Here is a 25,163-nt window from a genome sequence, read left to right as displayed (position 1 = left end):
TCCCCTCAGTAGTGCGGCGGCGGCGGCTCCGGCCCCCGCGGCGCCGCCCGGGCAGCCGCCTCCTCCACCTGCTCCCGCAGCAGGTCCAGCTGCCGGACGAGCCGGTCGATCACGCGCCACTGCTCGGTCACGGTCCGGTTCAGATCCTCGATCGTCGCGTCCTGCTCGGTGAGGCGCATCTCCAGACGATCGATCCGTGTGGCCTCGTCCATGTCGGGTCTCCCGTCAGTGCCGTGCCGCGAATCGGCCTCGATCGCGTCGTGCCGCCGGCTCTCGGCCCCCTCCTAGCGCAGGCCGCGAGCCGGGCAACCGGGGCGGCAGCGCCCAGGCATGACCGGCCGCACAATCCCGGCCACGCGACAGAGAGCTGCAATATCCCGCGATCGACCGGGCACGATATATACGTCGACACGGATCGACGCCCGCGAAAATACATTTCTCTACAATCGATATAGGCTAGACAGACTTCCACGGTCGCGCGACCGCTCGCACCCCGGCGAGAACATGCCATTGACGGATTTTTAAGCGCGTCCCCCTATGATCGTCACCACTCTACAGATCAGGCGGGCACAGGCTCCGATGGCGATGTTTGGTTCACGCGACGACGCCCTGCTCGCGGCGATCGACCGGACGATGGCGCGGGTCGAGTTCGACCTCGACGGCACCGTCACCGACGCGAACGCGCTGTTCCTCGACCTTCTGGGCTACACGCTCGACGAGGTGCGCGGCCAGCACCACCGGGTGTTCGTTCCGGAGGACGACCGCGCGGGCCAGGACTACGCCGCGTTCTGGGACCGGCTGCGCGCCGGCCAGCACGAGGCCCGCGCCTTCCGCCGCGTCGCGAAGTCCGGCGAGGTCGTCTGGATCCAGGGCTCGTACAACCCGATCCTCGACCGGCGCGGCCGGCCGACCAAGGTCGTCAAGCTCGCCACCGACATCACCGAGGAGCGCGCCCGCAACGCCCGCCACGCCGGTCAGATCGCGGCGCTCGACCGCTCACAGGCGGTGATCACCTTCGCCCTCGACGGGACGATCACGGACGCCAACGCCAACTTCCTGTCCACCATGGGTTACACCCTCGAGGAGATCCGCGGGCGGCATCACCGGATGTTCCTGCCGCAGGCCGAGGCGGCGAGCGCCGGCTACGCGGCGTTCTGGGCCGCCCTCGGCAACGGCGAGTATCAGGCCGGCGAGTTCCGGCGGATCGGGAAGGGCGGCCGCACCGTCTGGATCTTCGGCGCCTACAACCCGATCCTCGACGCCGACGGCAGGCCCTGCGCCGTCGTCAAGTTCGCCACCGACGTCACCCGTCAGGTCGAGGATCGGCAGCGCCGGGCCGAGGGCCAGCGCGCCATCGACGCCGACATCGCGGCGATCCGCGACTCGATGAGCCGGGTTGTCAGGCAGGCCGACGACACCGCCGAGTCTTCGAGCCAGACCGCGCGGAACGTCGAGGCGGTCGCCGCCGGCTCCGAGGAATTCGCCGCCTCCATCGAGGAGCTGAGCCGCCACGCCCTGCAGGCGAAATCCTCGGTGGACCTCGTCGTCACCCGCGCCGAGGAGGCGGGGGCGATCGTCGTGGGCCTGACCGGTGCCGCCGACCGGATCGGGGCGGCGGTGAGCCTGATCCGCTCCATCGCCGACCAGACGAATCTCCTCGCGCTGAACGCCACCATCGAGGCGGCCCGCGCCGGGGTCGCCGGCAAGGGCTTCGCCGTCGTCGCCGCCGAGGTGAAGGCGCTCGCCGAGCAGACCGCCAAGGCGACCGGCGAGATCGGCACCCAGATCGCCGCCGTGCAGGCCGAGACCTCCCGGGCCGTGGCGGCGATCGACGGGATCGGCGCCACGATCGAGCAGCTCAGCGCGATCTCCCTGAGCGTGTCGTCCGCCGTCACCGAGCAGGCCGCGGTGACCCGCGACATGACCGAGAACATGCAGTCCGCCGCGCAGAGCGTCGCCGCCGTCCACGCCGCCATGGCGGAGATCGCGGCCTCGGCGGGCGTGGTCGACGCCTCGGTCCGCAAGGTCTCGGAAGCCGCCCGCGCCCTCGCGTGAGCGGCCCGCGCCCGCCTCAGGCGGCGCGGGTCGCGGCGGGCTCCGCCACGGCGACCCGGTCGCGCCCGCCGTTCTTGGCGACGTAGAGGGCGGTGTCGGCCCGCCGCATCAGCGCGTCGAACGCGATGCCGGCGCGGGCCTGCGCGATCCCGATGCTGACGCTGACGCGCAGAGCCGGAAGCTCGGGGATGCTGAGCTGCGCGAAGGTCTGGCGCAGCTCCTCGGCCCGGGCCAGGGCCTCGGCGGGCGACACGTCCGGCAGCAGGCAGGCGAATTCCTCCCCGCCCAGGCGGCCCAGCAGAGCCTCGCGGGGCAGCAGGGTCATCGCCATGGTGCAGAAGCCGACGAGGACCGCGTCGCCGACCCCGTGACCGAAGCGGTCGTTGACGGCCTTGAACCGGTCGAGATCGAACAGCAGCAGGGCGGCGTCGCCGTGCCGCGCGATCGCGGCCTCGGCGGCCTGCGCGAAGGCCCGGCGGTTGCGCACGCCCGTGAGCGCGTCCGTGGAGGCGGCGATGCGCTGCTCGCGCTCGGCCCGCTCCTTGACCAGCGCCATGAAGGTGAAGGCCGAGGCGATCGAGAACATCAGGGTGACGAAGCACAGGATCGCCACCCAGGGCGACGCGAGCGGGCTGAGACCCGGCTGCGGCGGCGCCAGCAGCGTCGCGGGGATCCGCACGACGTAGAAGGTGCCGTGCAGCCCCAGGATGGCGGCGGCGGCGAACCGGGAGGCGAGCCGCTCGGCGCGACCGCGCCAGATCTCCGCGGTCGCCGCGCAGCAGTAGAGCGCCGCCACAGCCGAGGCGTAGATGATGCGGGCCTCGATCGACGCGTAGAAGGTCGGGATCAGGCACAGGACGCACCAGCCCAGGGCGCCGGCCGTCGCGATGCCCAGCCGCGGTTCGCGGTGCTCGAACGAGCGGACGCCGCTCCAGATGAGACCGTAGGCGGCGAGCACCACGGCGTTGGCCAAGCCCACGGAGATCAGGTCGGGGATCTGATTGCGCAGCGCGAGGCCGGCCGATCCGGCCGCGCCCACGAGATGCGCCGCACCCCAGTAGGCGAGCACGCGCGACTCGGGCGCCTGCCGCCACGAGGCCATGAACAGCGTGCCGACCAGGAAGGTCGTCGCCGCGCTGACGACCAGCAGGGTGGCGGGATCAAGCTGCACGGACGACTGTCAATCCTCGACCCGGACGTCGGCGCCGTCCCCGCCCCGCATCGCAGTCTGGCCGAGCAACGATCCGGGCCTCGGCACGATAACACTCTATCTAAGAGGAAGCCACAATAAGCTAGATTAGAATTCCAACACGGGACAAAGGTGCTAGTACACCGGCATATTCGTCCCAGAGTCTAGCGGGGCTCTTGCGCAGATTTCGGCGACGCCGCCCGGCTCTGACCTTGGCCTGCCCCCTCCCCGCACGGTCCTGAGACGCCGGGGTCGGACAGGCCATCACCGTGCCGGCGTCTCCCGCAGATCGAGCCGCGGCGCTCCGACACGCCGCCAGCGAGCCGGAACCTTAGACGTGTTCCGTCGGTCAGGCGCGGTGGACCACCGGGACCGCGGGCGCGCCCTCCCACTCGGTGTTGGCGGGGATCGACTCGCCCTTCATGACGATGGTGAGCGGCCGCAGGCGGGCGTAATCCCCGACCTTCGTGTCGTACAGCACGGTCGAGAACGCGCCGACCGAGACGCCGCGCCCGACGACGACGCGGCCGATCTTCATGATCCGGTCCTCGTAGAGGTGGGTCTGCAGCGCGGAGACGCGGTTGATCGTGGCGTAGTCGCCGATGGTGACGCAGTCGAACTCGGTGATGTCGGTCGTGAGCATGCACACGCCCTTGCCGACCTTCACGCCGAACAGCCGCAGCACCCAGGGAAGGAAGGGCGTGCCCTGGAGGTGTTCGAGCAGCACCTTGCCGGCGAGGCCCCAGTAGGCCACCGCGATCGCCTCGGTGCGCATCGCCCACCACGACCACATCGGCTGCATGCCGGGCTTGTAGACGCCCATCAGCAGCCACTTCATGGCGATGACCGCCGAGGACTGGATCAGCGCGATGGCGACGCTCGCCCCGACGAAGCTGTAGGCCAGCCCCCACCAGTCCTGCTCCAGGATGGCCGGGTAGAAATACCAGTCGATCGCCGTGATCGCGAGGGTGATGTAGAGCATCGGCGAGAACGAGGTCGCGAAGGCCTCGAAGACGCCGCGCCGGATCTTCGGCCACGCGCCGGGCTCGTAGGTCTGGGCAGTCGAGCCGAGATCGACCTTCTGGCGGGCCGGCAGCCGGATCGGCGGCGAGCCGAACCACGTCTCGCCCGGGCTCATCGCGGCGTTCTCGGGCGGCTTCGACTTGATCCCGATGAGCACGTCGTCGGGGATGACGGCGCCCGGCGGCACCACCGCGTCGTTGCCGACGAAGACCCGCGCCCCGGTACGGGTCGGCTCCAGGTGCATCCAGCCGCGCCGGATCTCCTCCTCGCCGTACACCACCTCGTCGGCGACGAAGTTCTTCGCGCCGACCTCGGCGAGGTCGTAGCGGCCCGCGAGGTTGGTCGAGATCTCGGCACCGTGGCCCATATTGGCGCCCATCAGCCGGTACCACGCCCGCATGTAGACGGTCGCGAACAGCGACGAGAGCGTCTCCAGCGTCACCTCGACCGCGAGGGCCAGCGACCATTTCCGCAGGTAGAACAGCGAGTGGACCGAGTAGGTGCCGGACCGCGTCCGCGGCAGCACGATCCAGCGGATGCCGGCGATCAGCAGCACCGTGCCGGCGGTCATCAGCATGGCGGTGGGCCACGTGAGGATCGGCAGGTACCAGTGGTAGTCGACGTCGGTGATGTCGGAGAGCGAGTCCGAGATCTGGTCGAAGATGAAGAAGGCCGGGAAGATCGGCAGCAGGCCGACCGCCGGGATGGCGCCGAGCAGCACGACGTAGGCCGCCAGGAAGGCCGCGCGGCGCGCGAAAGACGCCTCGGCGGGCGCGGGCAGGTCCGACGGCTCGGCCATGCCGACCTTGCGGCCGGGCGAGCCGTCCCAGCGCTCGGCCGCGCCGACCCGCGAGCCCGCCGGGATCGTGGTCAGGTCGGCGATCTCCGCCTGCGGGCCGATCACCGTGTCGTGGCTGATCACGCAGGAGGTCCCGACCGCCGCGTCCGCGCCGATCTCGGCCGTGCCGATGACCAGCTCGTTGCCGACGATCTCGGCGTTGGCGATGACGAGGCGGCCGCCCAGGGACGCGCCGTCGCCGATGGTCAGGAGGTCGGGCGCGCCGATCTCGATGTCGGAGATCAGGGTGTCGCGGCCGACCTTGGCGCCCATGAGCCGCAGGTAGATCGCGATGGCCGGCGAGCCCTGCAGCCACTTCACGTGGACGAGGGGCGCCAGCCGCTGCGCGAGCCACCAGCGGTAGTAGTAGGTGCCCCAGAGCGGGTAACGGCCCGGCTTGGTCCGGCCGAGGATCAGCCACTTGCCGGCCACCGCCGCCACCGCTGTCACGCCGTTGATCGCCACGTAGACGAGGAGGAGCACCCCGAGCTCGGCGAAGAAGCTCAATCCCCCGCCGGTGAGCAGCAGGTAGGTCACGAACATGCCGAGCCACTGCGCGGTGGCCAGCGCGATCACGAAGGGCAGCGCGACGAGCTGCGCGAGGCCGCAGAGCGCCCGGCGCAGCAGCGGCGGCGGCTCGAAACTCAGGTCGCGCGTCGCGGCCCCGGCCCCCATCCCGCCCGTGCGGGCGATGAGCGCGTCGGCCATCGCCCGCACGGTGCGCAGGGCGTAGACGTCGGGCAGGGTGATGCCGGCGAGCGGCGGGTTCTCGCGCACCGCCGAGACGAAGCGGGCGGCCAGGAGCGAGTGGCCGCCGAGATCGGAGAAGAAGTCGCCCTCGAGAGCGATCGGCTGGTTGCCGAAGATCTGCTTGGCGGCCGCGACGAGGGCCACCTCGGTCTCGTTGGCGGGCGGCTCCTGCTCGCCGTCGGCGGCGACCACGGTGAGCGGGGCGATCTTCAGCGCCTTGCGGTCGACCTTGCCGGAGGTCAGGCGCGGGAGCGTCTCGGCCACCTCGAAATGGCCGGGCACCATGTAGGGCGGCATCTGCCCGGCGAGCGTCCGGCGCAGGGCGGCGGCGTCGATGGACCGGCCCCGCTCCGGGATCAGGAAGGCCACGAGGCGGTCGACGCCGTCGTCCTGCCGGAGCACGACGGCGGCCTGGTTGATGTCGGGCACCGCGCGGATCCGGGACTCGATCTCGCCCAGCTCCACGCGGAAGCCGCGGATCTTCACCTGGTCGTCGATCCGGCCGTGGAACACGATCCGGCCCGCGGCATCGAGGGAGACCGCGTCGCCCGAACGGTACAGGACGGGGTCGGTCCCGTCCGACGCGAAGGGGTTGGCGATGAACTTCTCCGCCGTCAGCTCGGGACGGGCGAGGTAGCCCCGCGCGACGCCGGGACCGCCGATCAGCAGCTCGCCCTGCTGGTCGCGGCCGAGCAGGGAAAGGTCCTCGCCGGCGACGTAGACGGAGTAGTTCGGGATCGGGCCGCCGATCGTCACCGGCTCGCCGGGGCGCATCTCGGCCGCGGTCGCCACCACGGTGGCCTCCGTGGGCCCGTAGGTGTTGAACAGCTGGCGCCCGCCCGTCGCCCAGCGGGCGATCAGCGGCTCGGGCAGCGCCTCGCCGCCGAGCAGGACGAGGCGGACCCGCGGCAGGTCGCCGGAGATCATCGCCAGCAGCGTCGGGACGGTGTCGAGCACCGTGATGCCCTCGGCCTCCAGGATGCCGGGGAGCGACTCCAGGTCGCCCATCATGGCGGGGCTCGCGACGAACAGGGTCGCGCCCACGAGGTACGGGACCCAGATCTCCTCCATCGAGAGGTCGAACGCCACCGAGGCGCCCTGGAAGACCACGTCGTCCGCGCGCATCCCGTAGAGGGCGTTCCCCGACCTCAGGAAGTGGCAGATGTTGGCGTGGCTGATGACGATGCCCTTGGGCACGCCGGTCGAGCCGGAGGTGTAGATCAGGTAGGCGGGGTGCTCGGGCGTCAGCCCGGCCGCGCGCGGGTCCGGCACCGGCGCGTCGGCGGGCGTTCCGGCGTCGAGGTCGGCGGGCGTCAACGCGGGCGCGGCGTCCGGCGCCGCGGCGGCGAGCGCCGGGGAGACGAGCAGCGCCTTCGCGCCCGCGTCGGTGAGGCAAACGCCCACCCGGTCGGCCGGCGCCTCGGCATCGAAGGGCAGCCACGCCGCCCCCGACATCGTGATGCCGATCTGCGCCACGAGGAGGTCCGGGCCGCGGGCCATCCACAGGCCGACGACGTCGCCGGGACCGATGCCGCGATGGGCGAGGCCGGCGGCGGTCCGGCCGGCCCGGGCGGCGACGTCCGCGTAGGTCAGGTGCGGGTGGACGCCCCCAGCCTCGACCCGGGCGCCGTCGACGAGGCAGGGATGGCCGGGCCGGGTCGCGGCCGAGTGCAGGAAGATCTCGGCCAGGACTTCGTCGCGGATCAGGTCGGGCCGGTGGTCGCCGCGCAGGATCGCCGCCGCGTTCCCGAGAGGCGCGGGCTCCCCGGCCGCCGGGCCGGGCCGGGTCTTCTCGGCGACGTCGCTCATCCGCTGCTCCGCTGGCCGGCCGCTCGAGCCGGCGCCTGTCCTGGCCGCCGCCCTATAGCCTGCCGATCATGCCGTTATCGAGGCGGCTTTGCACTGCGCCGGCGCACAGGATCAAGCCCAGCGCCAGCCACCGGGCTCGAGGACAAGGACCTCGCCCTGGCGGATGCCGAGGCGGGGCGCGGCGTAGATGTCGAGGTGGCCGAGGGCCACCAGGGCGGCCCGCGCGACGCCGCCATGGGCGACGATCACCGTGTCCCGCTCCAGGGCCGCGATCATCGGGCCGACGCGCTCGACGAGGCCGGCGTAGCTCTCGGCGCCGAGGCCGGGCGGGCGGTAGTGCCAGCGGTCGCGGTCGCGGCCGGCCGCCCCGGCCGGGTCGCGGCGCCGGATCTCCGCCCAGGTTGAGCCCTCCCAGCTGCCGAAGCCGATCTCCCGCAAGCGCGGATCGGTGCGGTACGCCTCCGGCGCCAGGCCGAGGGTCGCCCTGAGGATCTCCATGGTGCGCCGGGTGCGCTTGAGCGGGCTCGCGACGAACTCGGCCGCCGCCAGCGCCGGACCCGCCGCGGCGGCGAGGCGCTCCGCCACGGCGGCGGCCTGCGCCTCGCCCTGGGCGTTGAGGTCGGTGTCGCGCCCACCCTGGAGGCGTCCCTCGGCGTTCCAGGCGGTCTGGCCGTGCCGGATGAAGTAGATCGTACCCAACCTCGCAACCCCGTCCTGCACAGGCGTTCGGAACAGCCTGGATTACCGGCCGTTCTCGCCGTCGGTCGGCAATATCCGGAAACAGGTCCTGCCCCATGTCCAAGAAGCACGGCAAGCATCATCGCGGCCACAAACGCGATGACGGCATGACAGGTGAGGCCGATCTGCATGGCCCCACCGTGGATCACCGCCCGTCGACGGCCCGCTGGGCCGGCAGCGTCGACGCCGTGGCCGAGTCCGTCCCGGCGGCGCTCGGCCAGCACGGGCCGGTGCCGATCCGCCCCGCGCCGGGCATCGTGGCGGTGGAGCCGGGCGCGCCCGTCGATCTCGGCACGGTCGATCCCGACGATGTCGGCGGCCTCGACAAGGACTGGGCCAAGGACGCCCTCGCCACGGAGCGCGAGCGCATCGTCGCCCTCCAGGAACGCCTCTACGCCGAGCGCGCCCGGAGCCTGCTGCTGGTTTTCCAGGCGATCGACACCGGCGGCAAGGACGGCACGATCCGGTCGGTGCTCAAGGGGGTGAACCCGCAGGGCTGCGCCGTGGCCTCGTTCAAGGTGCCCTCGAGCGAGGAACTCGATCACGATTTCCTGTGGCGCTACCACGCCCGCGTGCCGGGGCGCGGCATGATCGGGGTGTTCAACCGCAGCCACTACGAGGACGTGCTCGTGGTGCGGGTGAAGGGCCTCGTGCCGGACGCCGTCTGGCAGAGCCGCTACGGCCGGATCAACGATTTCGAGCGCCTGCTCGTCGAATCGGGGACGACGGTCCTCAAGTTCTTCCTGCACATCTCCAAGGCGGAGCAGAAGAAGCGCCTGGAGGCCCGGATCGCCGACCCCGAGAAGCACTGGAAGTTCGACCCAGCCGACCTGGTCGAGCGGAAGTCCTGGGACGCCTACCAGCAGGCCTTCGCGGACGCCCTCGGCCGCTGCTCGACGGCCCGGGCGCCGTGGCTGGTGGTGCCGGCCAACCACAAGTGGTTCCGCAACTACGTGATTGCCCGGACCGTGGCGGATACGCTGGAGGCCATGGACCCGCGATTCCCCGAGGCCGCCAAGGGCATCGCGGATCTGACGGTTCCGGACTGAGGCGGGAGAGCCCGGGATGCTGGTGGTTCGGGAGGTCGCGGTCTCGGGCTACCGCTCGCTGCGGCGGATCAGCGTCCCGGTCGACGCGCTGTCGGTCTTCGTCGGGGGCAACGGCACCGGCAAGACCAACCTCTACCGGGCCCTGGAGCTTCTGCAGGCCGCCGCCCGGGGAACCCTGACCCGCGACCTCGCCGCCGAGGGCGGCATGGATTCGGCCCTCTGGGCCGGCCGCCGGCGGCAGGGCGAGGCCGCGCGGATCTGCCTGTCGGCGACCCTCCGCCACGACACGATCGCGCAGGATTTCGTCTACGCGGTCGAGATCGGGCTGGTGCAGCAGGTCGGCGGAACCACCTTCGGCGCCGCCTTCCGGAAGGAGCCGCAGGTCAAGACCGAGCGCCTGACGGTCCGCACCCGCGGCCGCACGGCCGTGATCCTCGATCGCGACGGGCGAAGCGGGTTCGTCCGCGACGCGGAGGGCCGGAAGCGCGCCCTCGGCGGGGACCTGCTGCCCACCGAGACCGCCCTCGGGAGCCTCCTAGACGCCACCGGCCATCCGGAGATCGCCGCGGTCCGCCTCACCCTGACGGGGTGGCGCTTCCACCACGATTTCCGGACGGATGCCGAGTCGCCCCTGCGTCGCCCCTGCCTCGCGGTGACGACGCCGACGCTCGCGTCCGACGGCGCGGACCTCGCCGCCGTCTTCGCCACCCTGGCGCATATCCGGCAGGACACGACCGAGATCGACGCGGCCGTCGACGGAGCCTTCCCGGGCGCGGCGCTCGTCCTCCCGGAGCCCGGCCGTCACGCGAGCTTCGGCCTGCGCTTCCCCGACTTCCCCGCCCGGACCTTCGATCCGCCGGAACTGTCGGACGGCACCCTGCGCTACCTCGCCCTGACCGGAGCGCTGCTCGGCTACCGGCTGCCGCCGTTCATCGCGCTGAACGAGCCCGAGACCAGCCTGCATCCCGATCTCATGGATCCCCTGGCGCGGCTGATCGCGCGGGCCGCGGAGCGGACGCAGGTCTGGCTCGTGACGCATTCGCAGCGGCTGGCGGCGGGGATCGCGCAGCACGGCAACGTCCGGCCGCGCACCGTCATCAAGCGCGACGGCGAGACCTGGATCGACGGCCTCAAGCTCTCGGGGGAGTTCGACGAGGCGGACGAGGCGTGACGATGGTCAGCCTGGTTGCGCCGCCTTCCCCACGGGCGCGGCCGAGAGACCCGGGCGGAGGCGCCACGCAGGCCGTCGCGCCGTCGCAGATCACGGCGCCCCGGACGACCGAGGCCTCAATCCTTGTCGAGGGTGAGGTCCGGCGCCTCGGGGTTCTTCATGCCGACCACGTGGTAGCCGGCATCCACGTGGAGGATCTCGCCGGTCATCCCGGCCGCCATGTCGGAGACGAGGTAGGACGCGGTCTCGCCGACCTCGCCGATCGTCACGGTCCGGCGCAGGGGCGCGTTGTACTCGTTCCACTTCAGGATGTAGCGGAAATCGCCGATGCCCGAGGCGGCGAGGGTCTTGATCGGGCCGGCCGAGATCGCGTTGACCCGGATGTTCTTCGGTCCGAGATCGGCCGCGAGGTAGCGCACCGACGCCTCCAGCGCCGCCTTGGCGACGCCCATGACGTTGTAGTGCGGCATCCACTTCTCGGCGCCGTAATAGGTCAGCGTCACCAGTGAGCCGCCCGGGCGCATGATCTTCTCGGCGCGCTGGGCCACCGCGGTGAACGAGTAGCACGAGACCAGGAGCGACTTGGTAAAGTTGTCCTCGGAGGTCTCGATGTAGCGGCCCGTCAGCTCGTCCTTGTCGGAGAAGGCGACGCAGTGAACGACGAAGTCGATGCCGTCGGGGAAGACCTTCGCGGCCTCCGCGAAGACCGCGTCGATCGTGGCCGACTCGGTGACGTCGCAGTGCCCGATCACGTGGGCGTCGAGTTCCTTGGCGAGGGGCTCCACGCGCCTGCGCAGGGCGTCGCCCTGGTAGGTGAAGGCCAGTTCGGCCCCGTGGGCGCGGGCGCTGCGGGCGATGCCCCAGGCGATCGAGCGGTTGTTGGCGACCCCGAGGACGATGCCCCGCTTGCCCGCCAGAAGGCCCTGCCCGTGTTCCGCCATGATCGATCCCGAAGCCGCGCGACCCCTCTCGGGGCCGGGGGGCCTCCTTAGCGGAGGCGGCCCGGCGACGGAAGTCCGGGACGCCACCGAGCGCGGTCAGGCGCGCCCCGAAGACTGTTCCCGCCCGTCAGGCCGCGTTGGTGGCCCGGCGGCCGCGGGCGAATTCGGTCAGGGCCGCGTCCTCGCCCTCCGGCAGGACGATCGCCGTGGTGGCGAACAGGTCCCCGCGGGTGCCGTCCTTCTTCGGCAGCCCCTTGCCGCGGAGGCGGAAGGTCCGGCCGGAACTCGTCATTGCCGGAATCTTCATCTCGACGGCGCCGGTGAGCGTCGGCACGCGGATCGTGCCGCCGAGCACGGCATCCTCCAGCGGGACGTCGACGCCGGTGCGCAGGTCGGCCCCCTCGACGGTGAATCGCGGGTGCGGCCGGATCCGGATGGTCAGCAGGGCGTCGCCCGGTTCGGCCCGGGGCCCGCCGCTCTGGCCGAGGCCGCGCAGCCGGATGGTCTGGCCGTCGACCACGCCGCGGGGAATGACGACGTCGACCTCACGGCCCGTGGGCAGAGCGAGACGCAGCTTCTCCTCGCTGGCGACCTGCTCCAGCGTCACCAGCAGCTCCGCGGCGACGTCCTCGCCCTTGGCCGCCTGGCGCTGGCCGCCCGGACCGGCGCCGCCGGCGCGGAACGCCTCGCCGAAGATGTGCGAGAAGATGTCCTCGCCCATGCCGCCGCCCATGCCGCCGCCGCGCTGGGCGCGCGCCATGTTCTCGAAGTCGAAATTGCCCCCGCGCCCGCCGCCGAAGCCTCCGAATCCCTCGAAGCCGGTCGCGCGCGGCTTACCCTCGGCGTCGATCTCGCCGCGGTCGAACTGCTTGCGCTTCTCGGCGTCGCCCAGGATCTCGTAGGCCGAGTTCGCCTCGGCGAACCGGTCCTTGGCCTTCGCGTCGTTCTTGTTGCGGTCGGGGTGGAAGTCCTTGGCGAGCTTGCGATAGGCCTTCTTGATCTCGGCCTCGCTCGCCCCCTTGGCCACGCCCAGCACGTCGTAGGGATTGCGCATGGATCTCTTGGCTGTGCGGTTGGCTGTGCGATGTGGGTTCGCCACCGGGATGTGGGATGGATGTTGCATCCCTGCAACGGTCCTGGCGGCGAAAGTCTGCGGGTTCGTGCCGAACGTCAAGCGGCCGGTCTCGCCGCGGCTCCGCGCCGGCCCTATCGTCGGACCCGGCGCGCAGCGGCGCCTCCGGCGCGACGGCACCGGGGGCCGCACCCGCCCATGTCATCCGGGGCCGGAGAGCCGATGCACTACGCCTGCGACCACCTCCACCTGCGCAGCCGCGATGCCGTCGCGGCCGCTTCCTTCTACGTCGAGACGTTCGGGGCCCGGGAGGTGAAGCGCGTCGGCGCGGACCCCGTGCAGCGGGTCGTGCTCGACCTCGGCGGCCTCGCCGTCTTCATCGAGCAGGCCCCGGATGAGATCGCGCCGGCGACCGCCACGCCCTGTCTCGGGATCGAGCATGTCGGGCTGCGCGTCGCCGACATCGAGGCCGCGATGGCCGATCTCATCGCCCGGGGCGTGACGGTGCGGACCGGCATCACGGCGCGCGGTCCCGACCTGCGGATCGCTTTCGTGGAGGGACCCGACGGCGCGCTGATCGAGATCCTGGAGCGGAAGCCCGCCTGATGGCGCCGAGAGCCGGCCGCCGCCGCGCCCTGGCCGCGGCGCTGATCGCGTTGCTGGCGGCGTCCGGCGGGGCGGCGGCGCGCCCGTTCACGGACGCGGCCGGCCGCACGGTCGAGCTCCCCGAGCGGGTCGGGCGGGTGCTCGCCGCGGGACCGCCCGCCGCGGTGCTGCTCTACACCCTGGCGCCCGACCTGATGGCCGGATGGGTGAGCGCCCCGCATCCCGCGGCGATGCCCTTCCTCGAGCCCCGGACCCGCGCGCTCCCCGCCTACGGCCGCCTCACCGGGCGCGGCGGGACCGCGAATGTCGAGGCGGTGCTCGCCGCCAAGCCCGACCTGATCGTGGATTCGGGCAGCCTCGGGCCGACCTACGCGTCGCTCGCCGACCGGGTCCAGGCCCAGACCGGGATCCCCTACATCCTGCTGGACGGCAGCCTCGCGAAGACCCCGGAAGCCTATCGGCAGCTCGGCGCGGCCCTGGGCCGTCAGTCCGACGCGGACGCCCTGGCGGCGGAGGCCCAGCGTCTCGCCGACACGGTGGAGCGCGCCGTCGCGGCGGTCCCGGAGGAGAAGCGGCCCCGGGTCTACTACGCGCGCGGGCCGCGCGGGCTGGAGACGGGGTTCGCCGGATCGATCAACACCGAGCTGGTCGAGGTCGCCGGCGGCCGCAACGTCGCGCAGGACGGTGGCGGCCGCCTCGGCAACGTCTCGCCCGAGCAGGTTCTCGCCTGGAATCCGGACGTGATCGTCACCCTCGATCCGGCCTTCGCGGCCGGGCTGAGCGCCGACCCGCTGTGGCGGGACGTCCGGGCCGTACGGAGCGGGCGGGTCTACGTGGCGCCGCTCCAGCCGTTCCCGTGGTTCGACGCGCCGCCGGGGGTCAACCGGCTGATCGGCCTGCGCTGGCTCGCGGCCCGGCTCCGTCCGGACCTGTTCCCGCAGCCGATGCCCGACGTGGCGCGCGCCTTCTACAGTCGCTTCTACCACGTCGACCTTGATGCCGGTCAGGTCGCCGCTCTCCTCGCCCCGACGCCGGGCGCTCGGCCGAGCTCGACACCGGGCTCGTCCCCGGGCCCGGCCCGGTGAGCCGCGTCCCGGCCGCCGCCGTGATGATCCGGGCGCTCGCCCGACGCCGCCTGCCCGCTGCGCTGTTGTCCGGGCTCGCCCTGCTGGCGCTGACCGCCCTCGCGCTGGCTGTCGGCAAGTACCCGGTCGCGCCCGCGGACCTCGCCGCCATCCTCGGGAACCGGCTGCTCGGGCTGCCGGCCCGGGCCCCGGCGACGGCGGAGACGGTCGTGATGCAGGTGCGCCTGCCGCGGGTGATCGCCGCGCTGGTCGTGGGCGCGGCCCTCTCGGCGGCGGGGGCGACCTACCAGGGCCTGTTCCGCAACCCGCTGGTCTCGCCCGACATCCTCGGCGTCTCGGCCGGCGCCGGGCTCGGGGCCGTGCTCGGGATCTATCTCGGCCTGCCGGTGGCCCCGATCCAGGCCCTGGCCTTCCTGGGCGGGCTCGGCGCCGTCGCGGCGGTCTACGGCGTCGGCCTCGCCGTGCGGCGGCACGATCCGGTCCTGACCCTGGTCCTGGCCGGGGTCGCGGTGGGGGCGGTGCTCGGAGCTGGCATCTCGCTCCTCAAGGTCCTGGCCGATCCCTACAACCAGCTGCCGGCGATCACGTTCTGGCTCCTCGGCAGCCTGTCCTCGGTCACCCTCGGCGACGTCGCCGCCACCCTGCCGATGATGCTGCTCGGCCTCGTGCCCCTGGTGCTCCTGCGCTGGCGCATGAACCTGATGAGTCTCGGCGACGCGGAGGCGCGGGCCCTCGGTGTGGAAACTCGGTTGCTCCGTCCCGTCCTGATCGCCGGCGCGACCCTGATCACGGCGGCGGCCGTGGCGATGACCGGGGTCATCGGCTGGATCGGGCTGATCGTGCCGCACGTCGCTCGGCTCCTGGTCGGGCCGGATTACCGCCGCCTGCTGCCGGCCTCGCTGGTGCTCGGCGCGGGCTACCTGGTGCTGGTCGACCTGATCGCGCGGAATCTGGGCACCGTCGAGGTGCCCCTCGGCATCCTGACGGCGCTCGTGGGGGCGCCGTTCTTCCTCTGGCTGCTGGCGTCCGGGCGCCGGGGCTTCAGCTGATGCTGCTCCAGGTCCGGGACCTCGCCGTCGGGTACGGCGGCCGCACGGCCGGCCGCACCGTCGCCCAGGGCGTGTCTTTCGACCTCACCGCGGGCGAGGTGATGTGCCTCGTCGGGCCGAACGGCGGCGGCAAGACCACGCTGTTCCAGACGCTGCTCGGCCTGCTGCCGGCCCGCGCCGGGCGGGTGATCCTCGACGGCGCCGATCTGTCGCGGCTGTCGCGGGTCGCCGTGGCCCGCGCGATCGCCGCCGTGCCCCAGGCGCACGCGGCGTTCTTCCCGTTCACGGTGCGCGAGGTCGTCGTGATGGGCCGGGCGAGCCGGCTCGGCCCGTTCGCCGCCCCCGGTCGCGCCGACGTCGCGGCCGCCGAGCGGGCTCTGGCCGCCCTGGGAATCGGGCACCTCGCCGATCAGGTCTACACCGAGATCAGCGGTGGCGAGCGGCAGCTCGCGCTGATCGCGCGGGCTCTCAGCGGCGAGCCGCGGCTCCTCGTCATGGACGAGCCGACCGCCAGCCTCGATTTCGGCAATCAGGCCCGCGTCCTCGGGCAGATCCGCCGCCTCGCCGAGGCCGGCATCGCCGTGCTGTTCTCGACGCACGATCCCGGCCACGCCCTGCTCTGCGCCGATCGACTCATCGCCCTGCACGCGGGCCGCCTAGTCGCCGACGGGCCCGCCGCCGCGACGGTCACGCCGGACCTGCTGCGCCTGATCTACGGGATCGACGTGGTGGTGGCGCCGGTGCCGGGTCTCGCGGCGCCGGTCTGCGTGCCGGTCGTCGACTGACCGCGCGCCGGTCCCTCACCGGAGTCGCGAGAGCGTCTCGGCCGGCTCGGTCCGGCGGTTCGTGTCGGCCCCGTAGGCCGCGCCGAGCACCGCCTCGCACTGGATCCGCACGCGGGCGTGGCACTCGCAGGCGGCGTACGAGACCGCCCGGCGGTCGAGGATCGTGATGCGCCCGCGGCCGACCCGGACGAGGCCCTGCTCCTGCAGCACCCGCAGGATCCGGGTGAGGTAGGTGCGCTGGACCCCGAGCATGGAGGCCAGCAACTCGTGGGTGATCGGGAGGGTGTCGCCGCCGGTCCGGTCCTGCAGCGACAGCAGCCAGCGGAGGCAGCGCTGCTCGATCGGGTGCAGGGCGTTGCAGGCCGCGATCTGGAACAGCTGGGCCAGGAAGCAGTCGGCGTAGCGCGCGAACAGGTCGCGGAGCGTCTCGGATCCGAGCGCAGCCTGCCGGAGACGCTCCGCGTCGAGGCGCAGCGCAGCCCCGCCGACCTGCACCAACCCGCTGACCGCGGCCGGCAGCCGGCCCTCTCCGATGATCCCGCCGATCGCACCCTCGTGCCCGACGCTCGCGATCTCGGCCGTCCTGCCGTCCCGCGTGGCGACGATCAGCGCCACGACAGTCTGGACGTGGGGGAAGATCACGTGGCTCGCCGCGACGCCCGCCGAGAGCGCCGTGTCGCCCTTGGCGAAGGTCACCGGCTCCAGATGGGGCGCGATCAGAGCCCGGTCCGAACCAGACAGCGCGTCGAGGAGCAGGTTGCCGGTGGAGGCGGCAGAGTCGATCGGCATGGGGGACGGAGAGGTGCGGGAGGAGAGTTTCCCGTCAGGATCCTCTCGAGGCTCGCCCGCCGGTGCGCGGGCCCGTCAGCCATACCCCGCGCTCTGCGCCCCTGAACTAACCTAGGTTTTGCCGAAGGCTTTCATCTACTTATCCGTGCAGAGACCCTGCTCCGAGAGCCGCTTGTGCTCGCGCGGGTCGCAGTCGGTGGCCAGGAACGAGGCCCACTCGGACGGCGTGCCGTAGAAGGCGTTGCGGTCGACGTCGCCGCGCACGCCCGGGACCCGGCCCGTGGAGGTGAACTGCCACAGCATCCACTTGCGGTTGACGAAGCGCTGCTCGGGCTCGGCCGCGGTGGAGCGCAGCCAGTGCGGGTAGTCGGGGAGCTCGCCCTCCAGGACGTCCTTGTGGAAGGTGATGTCGGTGTAGATGATCGGGCGCTTGCCGGTGTAGCGCTCCATCTCCTCGAGCATCTCGGTGACCATCGCCAGGGCCTGGGCCTTGGGCAGCTTCTTCGGGCAGGTCTGCGAGTGGCCGTTCCACTCGACGTCGAGGACCGGCGGGAGCGCGGTGGGGTCGTTCGGGACGTTCTTCTTGAACCAGTCCATCTGCTCCCTGGCGGAGCGGCACCAGAACACGAAGTGGTAGGCCCCGCGCGGCACGCCGGCCCGGGCGGCGGCGTCCCAGTTGGTCCGGAAGCGCTCGTCGACGTGGTCGCCGCCCTCGGTGGCCTTGATGAAGGCGAACTGGGTGCCGGCGGCCCGGACCGAGGCCCAGTCGACGTTGCCCTGCCACTTCGAGATGTCGATGCCCTGGATCGGGTGAAGCTTGGCCTTGGCCACGCCCGGATGGGGCTTCACGTCGCCCTTGGTCGGGTAGAAGTCGTTGTTCGACGCGCAGGCCGCGAGCCCGGCCAGGATGGCGGCGGCGGCGAACCGGCCGGCGAGGCGACGGGCCGGCCTCAGGCGTTCGCTCAAGTTCCGAGCGACTTCCCCGAACGGCGACCGCGAAAGCTCTAAAATCCGCGACATCAGTGTTTAGCCCGCCACCGAAGAAGCGCCACAGACAGGCGTATTCGATGGCCCCGGCGCGGTTAACGGAGCTTTGCGATCATTGCGGCGGAATTCCGGGACGCGTTGCATCCCCGCGACATACGGCGCCGATCCCCGGCTGGTTCACAGGCCCGCATCTGGCTAAGTCGCGGTTCCGCAACGCGAGTCCGGACGGGACACCGTGAGTAAGCAACTCTTTACCATAGGCTACGAAGGCCTCGACCCGGAGCGCCTCGTCGGCGTCCTGCGCTCGGCCGGCGTCGCGGTGCTGGCGGATGTCCGGGCAGTGGCGAATTCGCGCAAGCGCGGCTTCTCGAAGGGCGCGCTCGGCACGTCCCTGCACGAGGCCGGGCTCGGCTACGCGCATCTGCGCAGCCTCGGCACCCCGAAGTCCGGCCGGCAGGCGGCGCGGGCCGGGGACGCGGGGCTGATGCGCCGGATCTACTGCGAGGAGGTGCTGGATACCGCCGCCGGGATCGCGGCGCTGGACGAGCTCGCCGCGCTCGCCGAGGCGTCGCCGATCTGCCTGCTCTGCTTCGAGCGCGATCCGGCCGGCTGCCACCGGCGCTTGCTGGCCGAGCGCCTCGCGCCGCGCGGCTTCGTGGTCGGCGATCTCTACGGCTGAGCGGGCCTCACCGCCCGGACAGGGGCTGCTGCGCGCGCATGCCGAGCGCGCCGGCGAGGCGCCGGACGGGCCCGAGGGCGGCGGTCAGTCCCCGCGGCGCGGCCCTGCGCGGCGCGCGCGGCCGGCGCCGGTCGGCGTCCGGGACCGGCTCGACCGGCAGGTAGAGCGTGTCGAAGAAGGACATCTCTAGGAGAACGGCGCCGTCGTCGTCGGTGATCACCATCGCGGCCTCCATGAGGCGCGGGTCGCCGCCGTGCTGACGCATCAGCCCCTGCACGATCGTGCGCGCGGTCGACCGGGCGGCCTCGGCATCCTCGACCCACTGGGCCGCCGAGGCCGGGAGCGAGGCGTTGCCGAGGCGGATGGTGAAATGGGCGCGGACCATGGAGCGCTCCTCGGAGGGGCCGGCGGGACACCGCCGGCAACGGGTGTCAGGCGGCCTGAGCGTCGTCCAGCGGATCGCCGGCGGTATCGGCGGCGGGCTCGGACCTGTCGGCCGCGGATTTCGGATCGAAGGCGTCCGCGAGCAGGCCGAGGCGCCGCGCCATGTCCCGCACCTCGTTGAGGGCGATCGACTTCTGGCCTTCCTTCACCGCCCGCGTGATGTCGCTGACCTGTGTGGTGGCGATCCGCTTCAGTTCGTCGGCGAGCTGCTGGCTGGTCATCATCGCATCCGGACTCGGCTTGTCGGGCTGAGCTGGGACCGTGAGGCGGCGGGGCTTACCAAGGCGTTTCCCCGAGCACCCGGGCCTGTGGACAAGCTTGGGGATCCGCGGCCACCGCAACCCTGCCGACCGGTTCGCGAGCGGGCTCAATCCTGCAGGTGCCGCGCCGCGATGATCGAGGCGGCCGTGCGGTTCTCCACACCGAGCTTCGCGTAGATGCCCTCGAGGTGCTTCGTCACGGTCCGGTGGCTGAGCCCGAGGATCTCGCCGATGTCGCGGCTCGACTTGCCCCGGGACAGCCAGAGGAGAACCTCCGCCTCGCGCCCGGTGACCGGCAGGCGCGCCCGCAGCCGCTCGACCCCCGCCGACAGCGCGTCGCGTGACAGGCGGAGCAGGATCTCGTCCGGGGTGCGGCCGATGAAGCTCAGGGCGTAGGCGACGCCGTCGCGATCGGTCAGCGCGAGCGGCTGGGCGGCGCCGGCGAGGCAGCCACGCAGCCAGTCGCGGGCGCCGGCGGGCAGCGCGCGGGCGCCGGACGGATCCGCGCCGAGTCCGGCGAGCAGACGCCCGGCCTGCGGCGTCGACCACAGGACCGTGCCGTCCTCGGCGACCGCGAACAGCGTCCTCCCGGCGGTGTCGAGGGCGGCCCGGGCGCTCTGCGCGGCGCGGGCGCTCGCCAGATGCACGCGGATCCGGGCCAGGATCTCGTCCGGGGCGATGGGCTTCGTGACGTAGTCGACCCCGCCGGCGGAGAGTCCCTTCACGATGTGCTCGGTCTCGCTCAGCCCGGTCATGAAGATCACCGGCACGCCGGCGAGCTGCGGCTTGGCCTTGAGCCGCCGGCAGGTCTCGAATCCGTCGAGGCCCGGCATCACCGCGTCGAGCAGGATCACGTCCGGCGTGATCTCGTCCACCAGGGTCAGGGCGAGATCGCCGCCGACCGCGACCAGCACGGTGGCGCCGGACCGCTCGATCGCCTCGGTGAGGAAGCTCAGCGTGTCGGGCGAATCGTCGATCACAAGGACGATGTCCCGGTGCGGCTGAACCGTCGGCGCCTCAGCCATGGCGGGCGAGCTCCTGCAGGACCGAGAGGTAGCGGCGCAGGTCGTACCCCTCGACCAGTCCGCGCATGCGGGCGACGAAGGCGGGCGGCACGGTCGCATCCGCCTCCATCTGAGTCAGCTTGGCCTCGATGGCGCGGATGTGCCCGATCCGGCCGAGGCGCAGGAGTTCGCCGACATGTTCGGGCCCCGGTCCCGGGAGGTCCGCGGCGGCCGGGACGGGCTCGGGCCGCGCCGGCGCGGCGCCCTCGGTCCACTCGAGGTGCAGGAGCTTGCCGATCCGCTCCATCACGTCGCGCAGGTCGAAGGGCTTCGCGAAGATCGCGTCGTGGGGGGCGTCGTCGCCGCGGGTCGGGCTGATCTCGTGGACGTTGGCGGACATCATGGCGATCGGGCCGGTATGACCGGCCTGCCGCAACGCCGCCGCCGCCGCCCAGCCGCTCATCCCGGGCATCGCGATATCGAGGAGGACGAGGTCGACGCCACCCTGCGCGACCATCGCGAGGCACTCGGCTCCCGACCCGGCCTCCCGCACGGCGATGCCCTGCGGCTCGAGAATCGCGCGCATCAGCGCGCGGTGGGCGCTGTCGTCGTCGGCGACCAGGACGGTCCGGCGCGCCCCCGCGTAGGCCCGCTCCGGGGACGCCGTCGGCGCGGGCGGGGCGATCGGCGCGGGCTGGGCCACGGAGGCCAGCATCAGGCGCAGCCGCGCCTGCGTGCCGCCGCCCGGGGCGGCCGTCACGGTGATCTCGCCGCCCAGCAGCTGCGCCAGCAGGTTGGCGATGGTCAGCCCGAGCCCGGTCCCCGGCGTGCTCCGGGCGGCCGGGGTCGAGCCGCGCTCGAAGGGCTCGAAGATCCGCGCGAGATCGGCCTCCGGGATGCCCGGGCCGGTGTCGCGGATCGTGAAGACGGCGATCTGGCTCCGGTAGCTCAGGTCCAGCGAGACGGTGCCGGCTTCGGTGAACTTGATGGCGTTCGACAGGAGGTTGAGCAGCACCTGCCGCAGGCGCTTCTCGTCGGTGGCGACCACCGCCGGCAGGATCTCGGGCCTCGAGAACCGGAACTCCAGTCCGGCCTCCCGCGCCTGGAGACGGACCATGTCGACGAGCTGGTCGAGGAAGTCGGTCAGCCGGACCTCGTCCCGGTGGATCTGGAGGCGTCCCGCCTCCATGCGCGAGATGTCGAGGAGGCCGTCGATCAGGCCGGAGAGGTGCTGGGCGCTGCGCCGGATCACCCGCAGGCCGTTGACGCGGTGCGCCGGGATCGCCGGGTCGGACTCGAGCAGCTGGGCGTAGCCGAGGACGGTGGAGAGCGGCGTGCGCAGCTCGTGGCTGATCCCGACCACGTAGCGGCTCTTGGCCTGGTTGGCGGCCTCGGCCCGCTCCTTGGCCTCCTGCAGCTTGGCGTCGGTGACCTTGTGGGCAGCGATCTCGGCTTGGTAGAGCGCGGTCTGGCGCATCGTCTCGGCCTGGGCGACGCGCCGGCTCTCCTGGGCGAGCACGAACAGCCACGCCACGACGCCGAGGATCACCACCAGCGTGAAGAACACGCTGGTCAGCGCCGTGCGCAGGAACTCGCGATTCTCCGGGTGGGCGATCGTCGCGCCCGCGTGCACGATCCCGAGGATCAGCCCGATCACCGCGCAGAGCGTCAGCATCACCGCGAGGTAGCGGCCGAGCGGCGCGCCGATCCAGGCGGCGGTTCGGCCCGGCAGGATCCGGGCGACGGCGGCCTGCGCCTGCGCTTCCAGGCGTCCATGGGGCTTGCACAGGTCGCCGCAGCGGGCGTCGAGCGAGCAGCAGAGGGAGCAGATCGGCGCGTCGTAGGCCGGGCAATGGGCCATGTCCTCGCCCTCGAAGGGCAGCTCGCAGACCCGGCAGACCACCTCGGCCGCGCCCCAATCCTGCTTCGGCGTCCGGGCGAGATACCAGCGCCCGGCCGTGGCCCAGGCGATCGCCGGGGCCGCACAGAATGCGATGGCGAGAGTCAGCAGCGGCGCGAAGGGCTGCAGGGTCGCGCCGAGCCAGCCGACATAGGCCGCGCCGCCGGCCGCGAGGGCCAGCGCCATGGCGCCGGTGCCGACCGGGTTCACCGCGTAGAGATGGGCGCGCTTGAACTCGATGCCCGGCGGCGAGAGGCCGAGCGGCTTGTTGACCGCGAGGTCGGCGGCGAGGGCCCCGACCCAGGCCGAGACCACGGAGGCGTAGAGCGGCAGCGTGCTCTCGATGGTCTTGTCGATGCCGAGCTCCATCAGGAGCACCGCGATGGCGACGTTGAACACGAGCCAGACCACTCGCCCGGGATGGCTGTGGGTCAGGCGCGAGAAGAAGTTCGACCACGCGATCGAGCCGGCATAGGCGTTGGTCAGGTTGATCTTGAGCTGCGACACGAGGACGAACAGCCCGGTGAGGAGCAGGGCCGCCCGGCTCCCCTCGCCCGTCAGGTAGCCGAAGGCCACCGCGTACATGCGGGTCGGCTCGGCAGCGTGCTCGGCCGGGACGCCGTGGCCCAGCGCCAGGACCGCCAGCGCGGCGCCGAGCAGGATCTTCAGCATCCCGGGCAGGATCCAGCCCGCGCCCCCCGACAGGACGGCCAGCCACCAGCGGCGGTCGCGCGGGCCCTGTGGCTCCGGCACGAAGCGCAGGAAGTCGACCTGCTCGCCGACCTGGGCGAGCAGCGCCAGCAGGACGCCGGTGGCGAGCCCGAACCGGGCGAGATCGAAGTTGGCCCCGCCGCCGTCGAGGCCCGGGAAGCCGGCGAGCGCCCGCAGCGGCCCCGCGCCCTGCGCCGCCACGAAGATCAGCGGCAGCAGGCTCAGGCCGAGCCAGATCGGCTGGCTCCAGATCTGGAACCGGCTGATCAGCCGGATCCCGTAGACGACGAGGGGAATCACCGCCCCCGCGCAGAGCAGGTAGCCGATGCCGAGCGGCAGCCCGAAGCAGAGCTGCAGCGCCAGCGCCATGATCGCCGCCTCGATGGCGAAGAACAGGAAGGTGAAGCTCGCGTAGATCAGCGACGTGACGGTCGAGCCGAGATAGCCGAACCCCGCGCCCCGGGTGAGCAGGTCCATGTCGACGCCGTGCCGGGCGGCGTAGACCGTGATCGGCGCCGCGGTGGCGAAGATGATCAGGCCGACGACCAGCACGGCCGCGACCGTGTTGGGGAAGCCAGCCGTCAGCGCCAGCGTCCCGCCGATCGCCTCCAGCGCCAGGAACGAGATCGAGCCGAGGGCGGTCTGCGCGACCTCGAGGCTCGACCAGCGCCGCGCCTTCTTGGCGGTGAAGCGGAGGGCGTAATCCTCCAGCGTCTCGTCGGCGACGAAGCGGTTGTAGTCCCGGCGGATGGGGATGATGCGCTGCGGACCGCTCATGGGGTCCCGGCCGGGCCGATCCGACCGCCGGTCCCGGGCGGCAGGGCGCGTGGGCGGTCACGCGCGCGCGAAACATCGCGCACCGGCGCGGTGCCCACACTATTCGCGCTCTCAGCCACCCCGACCTCAAAGTATTCCGCCGCGATGGTGCGACGCATGCAAGAGCACGGCCATACGCAAAATCGCGTATAGGCCGCACCGCAACCCAGGACCTAGCCTGCGCTCGTCGATCCGGACCGCCTCTCAAGGCCCGGACGCGAACAGGGGCAGGCACATGGCAGACGACACCGAGACCGGCGCCGATCACGGCTTGCGCTCCCCGCTGCGGCGCAAACTGCTCATGGGGCTGGCCGGCGCCCCGGCACTGGCGCTGATGCCGCGGTCGGCCTGGGCGGCCCCGCCGACCTCGGCGGTCAACACCACGGGCCTCGCGGTGACCGACAGCGAGGTGACCGTCGGCATCCTGCACTCGATCACCGGCACCATGGCGATCTCCGAGACGGGCGCGCAGGAAGCCGAGAAGCTGGCGATCCAGCAGATCAACGACGCTGGCGGCGTGCTCGGCCGCAAGATCAAGATCATCCAGGAGGACGGCGCCTCCGACTGGCCGACCTTCGCCGAGAAGGCCAAGAAGCTCCTCGTCAACGACCACTGCGCCGCCGTGATGGGCTGCTGGACCTCGGCGTCGCGCAAGGCGGTGCTGCCGGTCTTCGAGCAGTACAACGGCCTCCTCTACTACCCGACCTTCTACGAGGGCCTGGAGCAGTCGAAGAACGTCTTCTACACGGGCCAGGAGGCCACCCAGCAGATCCTCGCCGGCCTCGACTGGGTCCACAAGGAGAAGGGCGGCGACAGCTTCTACTTCATCGGTTCCGACTACATCTGGCCGCGCACCTCCAACAAGATCGCCCGCAGGCACATCGAGACCGTGCTCAAGGGCAAGGTCGTCGGCGAGGAGTACTTCCCCCTCGGCCACACGCAGTTCAACTCGGTCATCAACAAGATCAAGCTGACCAAGCCGAAGGTGATCTTCGCCGACGTGGTCGGCGGCTCGAACGTGGCGTTCTACAAGCAGCTGAAGGCGGCCGGCATCGACCTGTCGAAGCAGGTGCTGATGACGATCTCGGTCACCGAGGACGAGATCGACGGCATCGGCGGCGAGAACATCGCCGGGGCCTACGCCTGCATGAAGTACTTCGAGTCGATCCAGAACGAGAACAACAAGGCGTTCGTCGCCGCCTTCAAGAAGATGTGGGGCGAGAAGACGGTCATCGGCGACGTGACGCAGGCGGCCTATCTCGGCCCGTTCCTGTGGAAGATGGCCTGCGAGAAGGCCGGCTCGTTCGACGTCGACAAGGTGGTGGCGGCCTCGCCCGGGATCGAGTTCAAGGGCGCGCCCGAAGGCTACGTGAAGATCGACGAGAACCATCACCTCTGGTCGAAGACCCGGGT

Annotated in this window: 21 protein-coding genes; 9 read left to right on the top strand and 12 right to left on the bottom strand. The window is 72.0% G+C overall.

The window, feature by feature from the left end:
* Positions 1-5 precede the first annotated feature (5 nt).
* Positions 6-212 (bottom strand): SlyX family protein, encoded by a 207-nt coding sequence (locus ACTJK8_RS23820; RefSeq protein WP_012322420.1) that lies wholly within the window; start codon positions 210-212, stop codon positions 6-8.
* Between the two features lie 367 nt (positions 213-579).
* Here ACTJK8_RS23820 and ACTJK8_RS23815 point away from each other — a divergent pair, with 367 nt between their 5' ends.
* Entirely contained in the window at positions 580-2,055 is a 1,476-nt protein-coding gene (locus ACTJK8_RS23815; protein WP_012322419.1) for a methyl-accepting chemotaxis protein, read from the top strand.
* A gap of 16 nt (positions 2,056-2,071) precedes the next feature.
* Here the strand turns inward: ACTJK8_RS23815 and ACTJK8_RS23810 are convergent, their stop codons facing one another.
* The 3 genes from ACTJK8_RS23810 to ACTJK8_RS23800 form a co-directional block, all read right to left on the bottom strand.
* Positions 2,072-3,226: a diguanylate cyclase domain-containing protein gene (locus ACTJK8_RS23810; RefSeq protein WP_440762608.1), complete on the bottom strand. Its 1,155-nt coding sequence runs from the start codon at positions 3,224-3,226 to the stop codon at positions 2,072-2,074.
* A gap of 367 nt (positions 3,227-3,593) precedes the next feature.
* Positions 3,594-7,664, bottom strand: coding sequence for a Pls/PosA family non-ribosomal peptide synthetase (locus ACTJK8_RS23805; protein ID WP_440762607.1), 4,071 nt, complete (start codon positions 7,662-7,664; stop codon positions 3,594-3,596).
* A 111-nt stretch (positions 7,665-7,775) separates the two neighbouring features.
* A complete protein-coding gene (locus tag ACTJK8_RS23800) occupies positions 7,776-8,363 on the bottom strand; it encodes a histidine phosphatase family protein (protein ID WP_024828039.1) in 588 nt (195 codons plus the stop codon).
* A gap of 95 nt (positions 8,364-8,458) precedes the next feature.
* Here ACTJK8_RS23800 and ACTJK8_RS23795 point away from each other — a divergent pair, with 95 nt between their 5' ends.
* Both ACTJK8_RS23795 and ACTJK8_RS23790 read left to right on the top strand, forming a co-directional pair.
* On the top strand, positions 8,459-9,451 hold the full coding sequence (locus ACTJK8_RS23795; RefSeq protein ID WP_024828040.1) for a polyphosphate kinase 2 family protein: 993 nt from the start codon (positions 8,459-8,461) through the stop codon (positions 9,449-9,451).
* Between the two features lie 16 nt (positions 9,452-9,467).
* Positions 9,468-10,622, top strand: coding sequence for an AAA family ATPase (locus tag ACTJK8_RS23790; protein WP_440762606.1), 1,155 nt, complete (start codon positions 9,468-9,470; stop codon positions 10,620-10,622).
* A 116-nt stretch (positions 10,623-10,738) separates the two neighbouring features.
* Here the strand turns inward: ACTJK8_RS23790 and fabI are convergent, their stop codons facing one another.
* Together fabI and ACTJK8_RS23780 are read right to left on the bottom strand one after the other, a co-directional pair.
* Positions 10,739-11,563, bottom strand: a complete 825-nt coding sequence (gene fabI / locus ACTJK8_RS23785; RefSeq protein WP_440762605.1) for an enoyl-ACP reductase FabI — start codon at positions 11,561-11,563, stop codon at positions 10,739-10,741.
* Positions 11,564-11,690: 127 nt separating this feature from the next.
* Positions 11,691-12,617: a DnaJ C-terminal domain-containing protein gene (locus tag ACTJK8_RS23780; protein ID WP_012322412.1), complete on the bottom strand. Its 927-nt coding sequence runs from the start codon at positions 12,615-12,617 to the stop codon at positions 11,691-11,693.
* A 240-nt stretch (positions 12,618-12,857) separates the two neighbouring features.
* Here ACTJK8_RS23780 and ACTJK8_RS23775 point away from each other — a divergent pair, with 240 nt between their 5' ends.
* The 4 genes from ACTJK8_RS23775 to ACTJK8_RS23760 are packed head-to-tail and all read left to right on the top strand — an operon-like array spanning position 12,858 to position 16,160.
* The gene (locus ACTJK8_RS23775) at positions 12,858-13,241 is read left to right on the top strand and encodes a VOC family protein (RefSeq protein ID WP_012322411.1); all 384 of its coding nucleotides are present in this window, start codon (positions 12,858-12,860) and stop codon (positions 13,239-13,241) included.
* Positions 13,241-14,326, top strand: a complete 1,086-nt coding sequence (locus ACTJK8_RS23770) for an iron ABC transporter substrate-binding protein (protein WP_440762604.1) — start codon at positions 13,241-13,243, stop codon at positions 14,324-14,326. The genes ACTJK8_RS23775 and ACTJK8_RS23770 overlap by 1 nt, the downstream gene beginning before the upstream one ends.
* 23 nt (positions 14,327-14,349) lie before the next feature.
* A complete protein-coding gene (locus tag ACTJK8_RS23765; RefSeq protein ID WP_440762618.1) occupies positions 14,350-15,375 on the top strand; it encodes a FecCD family ABC transporter permease in 1,026 nt (341 codons plus the stop codon).
* A complete protein-coding gene (locus ACTJK8_RS23760) occupies positions 15,375-16,160 on the top strand; it encodes an ABC transporter ATP-binding protein (RefSeq protein WP_024828044.1) in 786 nt (261 codons plus the stop codon). Before ACTJK8_RS23765 ends, ACTJK8_RS23760 begins: the two co-directional genes overlap by 1 nt.
* Before the next feature lie 15 nt (positions 16,161-16,175).
* Here the strand turns inward: ACTJK8_RS23760 and ACTJK8_RS23755 are convergent, their stop codons facing one another.
* Both ACTJK8_RS23755 and ACTJK8_RS23750 read right to left on the bottom strand, forming a co-directional pair.
* Entirely contained in the window at positions 16,176-16,949 is a 774-nt protein-coding gene (locus tag ACTJK8_RS23755) for a Crp/Fnr family transcriptional regulator (protein ID WP_440762603.1), read from the bottom strand.
* A 135-nt stretch (positions 16,950-17,084) separates the two neighbouring features.
* Complete coding sequence (locus ACTJK8_RS23750; RefSeq protein WP_012322406.1) at positions 17,085-17,969, bottom strand: glycoside hydrolase family 25 protein; 885 nt, start codon at positions 17,967-17,969, stop codon at positions 17,085-17,087.
* A 202-nt stretch (positions 17,970-18,171) separates the two neighbouring features.
* Here ACTJK8_RS23750 and ACTJK8_RS23745 point away from each other — a divergent pair, with 202 nt between their 5' ends.
* On the top strand, positions 18,172-18,615 hold the full coding sequence (locus ACTJK8_RS23745; RefSeq protein ID WP_024828045.1) for a DUF488 domain-containing protein: 444 nt from the start codon (positions 18,172-18,174) through the stop codon (positions 18,613-18,615).
* Between the two features lie 7 nt (positions 18,616-18,622).
* On the opposite strand, the gene ACTJK8_RS23740 is transcribed toward ACTJK8_RS23745, so the two are convergent.
* From ACTJK8_RS23740 to ACTJK8_RS23725, 4 genes are all read right to left on the bottom strand, one after another.
* A complete protein-coding gene (locus ACTJK8_RS23740; protein WP_012322404.1) occupies positions 18,623-19,000 on the bottom strand; it encodes a DUF6894 family protein in 378 nt (125 codons plus the stop codon).
* A gap of 46 nt (positions 19,001-19,046) precedes the next feature.
* Positions 19,047-19,280, bottom strand: coding sequence for a hypothetical protein (locus ACTJK8_RS23735; protein WP_024828046.1), 234 nt, complete (start codon positions 19,278-19,280; stop codon positions 19,047-19,049).
* 146 nt (positions 19,281-19,426) lie between these two features.
* Positions 19,427-20,344 (bottom strand): response regulator transcription factor, encoded by a 918-nt coding sequence (locus ACTJK8_RS23730; RefSeq protein WP_029361375.1) that lies wholly within the window; start codon positions 20,342-20,344, stop codon positions 19,427-19,429.
* Positions 20,337-23,711, bottom strand: coding sequence for a hybrid sensor histidine kinase/response regulator (locus tag ACTJK8_RS23725; RefSeq protein ID WP_012322401.1), 3,375 nt, complete (start codon positions 23,709-23,711; stop codon positions 20,337-20,339). The genes ACTJK8_RS23730 and ACTJK8_RS23725 overlap by 8 nt, the downstream gene beginning before the upstream one ends.
* A 274-nt stretch (positions 23,712-23,985) precedes the next feature.
* On the opposite strand from ACTJK8_RS23725, the gene urtA reads away from it, so the two are divergent.
* Positions 23,986-25,163, top strand: a 1,178-nt coding sequence (gene urtA / locus ACTJK8_RS23720) for an urea ABC transporter substrate-binding protein (RefSeq protein WP_440762602.1), incomplete at its 3' end; no start/stop codon positions are given.

The sequence above is a fragment of the Methylobacterium sp. 22177 genome, assembly GCF_052045615.1.
GTDB classification, from domain to species: domain Bacteria; phylum Pseudomonadota; class Alphaproteobacteria; order Rhizobiales; family Beijerinckiaceae; genus Methylobacterium; species Methylobacterium radiotolerans.
Note: the sequence above shows the minus strand (reverse complement) of the source record. Positions and strands in the feature narration are given on the sequence as shown.

Excerpts from the sequence above, each read along its gene's own strand:
- ACTJK8_RS23820 (WP_012322420.1), bottom strand. The coding sequence starts at position 212 with ATGGACGAGGCCACACGGATCGATCGTCTGGAGATGCGCCTCACCGAG.
- ACTJK8_RS23815 (WP_012322419.1), top strand. The coding sequence starts at position 580 with ATGGCGATGTTTGGTTCACGCGACGACGCCCTGCTCGCGGCGATCGAC.
- ACTJK8_RS23805 (WP_440762607.1), bottom strand. The coding sequence starts at position 7,664 with ATGAGCGACGTCGCCGAGAAGACCCGGCCCGGCCCGGCGGCCGGGGAG.
- ACTJK8_RS23795 (WP_024828040.1), top strand. The coding sequence starts at position 8,459 with ATGTCCAAGAAGCACGGCAAGCATCATCGCGGCCACAAACGCGATGAC.
- ACTJK8_RS23790 (WP_440762606.1), top strand. The coding sequence starts at position 9,468 with ATGCTGGTGGTTCGGGAGGTCGCGGTCTCGGGCTACCGCTCGCTGCGG.
- fabI (WP_440762605.1), bottom strand. The coding sequence starts at position 11,563 with ATGGCGGAACACGGGCAGGGCCTTCTGGCGGGCAAGCGGGGCATCGTC.
- ACTJK8_RS23780 (WP_012322412.1), bottom strand. The coding sequence starts at position 12,617 with ATGCGCAATCCCTACGACGTGCTGGGCGTGGCCAAGGGGGCGAGCGAG.
- ACTJK8_RS23775 (WP_012322411.1), top strand. The coding sequence starts at position 12,858 with ATGCACTACGCCTGCGACCACCTCCACCTGCGCAGCCGCGATGCCGTC.
- ACTJK8_RS23770 (WP_440762604.1), top strand. The coding sequence starts at position 13,241 with ATGGCGCCGAGAGCCGGCCGCCGCCGCGCCCTGGCCGCGGCGCTGATC.
- ACTJK8_RS23765 (WP_440762618.1), top strand. The coding sequence starts at position 14,350 with ATGATCCGGGCGCTCGCCCGACGCCGCCTGCCCGCTGCGCTGTTGTCC.
- ACTJK8_RS23760 (WP_024828044.1), top strand. The coding sequence starts at position 15,375 with ATGCTGCTCCAGGTCCGGGACCTCGCCGTCGGGTACGGCGGCCGCACG.
- ACTJK8_RS23755 (WP_440762603.1), bottom strand. The coding sequence starts at position 16,949 with ATGCCGATCGACTCTGCCGCCTCCACCGGCAACCTGCTCCTCGACGCG.
- ACTJK8_RS23750 (WP_012322406.1), bottom strand. The coding sequence starts at position 17,969 with ATGTCGCGGATTTTAGAGCTTTCGCGGTCGCCGTTCGGGGAAGTCGCT.
- ACTJK8_RS23740 (WP_012322404.1), bottom strand. The coding sequence starts at position 19,000 with ATGGTCCGCGCCCATTTCACCATCCGCCTCGGCAACGCCTCGCTCCCG.
- ACTJK8_RS23735 (WP_024828046.1), bottom strand. The coding sequence starts at position 19,280 with ATGACCAGCCAGCAGCTCGCCGACGAACTGAAGCGGATCGCCACCACA.
- ACTJK8_RS23730 (WP_029361375.1), bottom strand. The coding sequence starts at position 20,344 with ATGGCTGAGGCGCCGACGGTTCAGCCGCACCGGGACATCGTCCTTGTG.
- ACTJK8_RS23725 (WP_012322401.1), bottom strand. The coding sequence starts at position 23,711 with ATGAGCGGTCCGCAGCGCATCATCCCCATCCGCCGGGACTACAACCGC.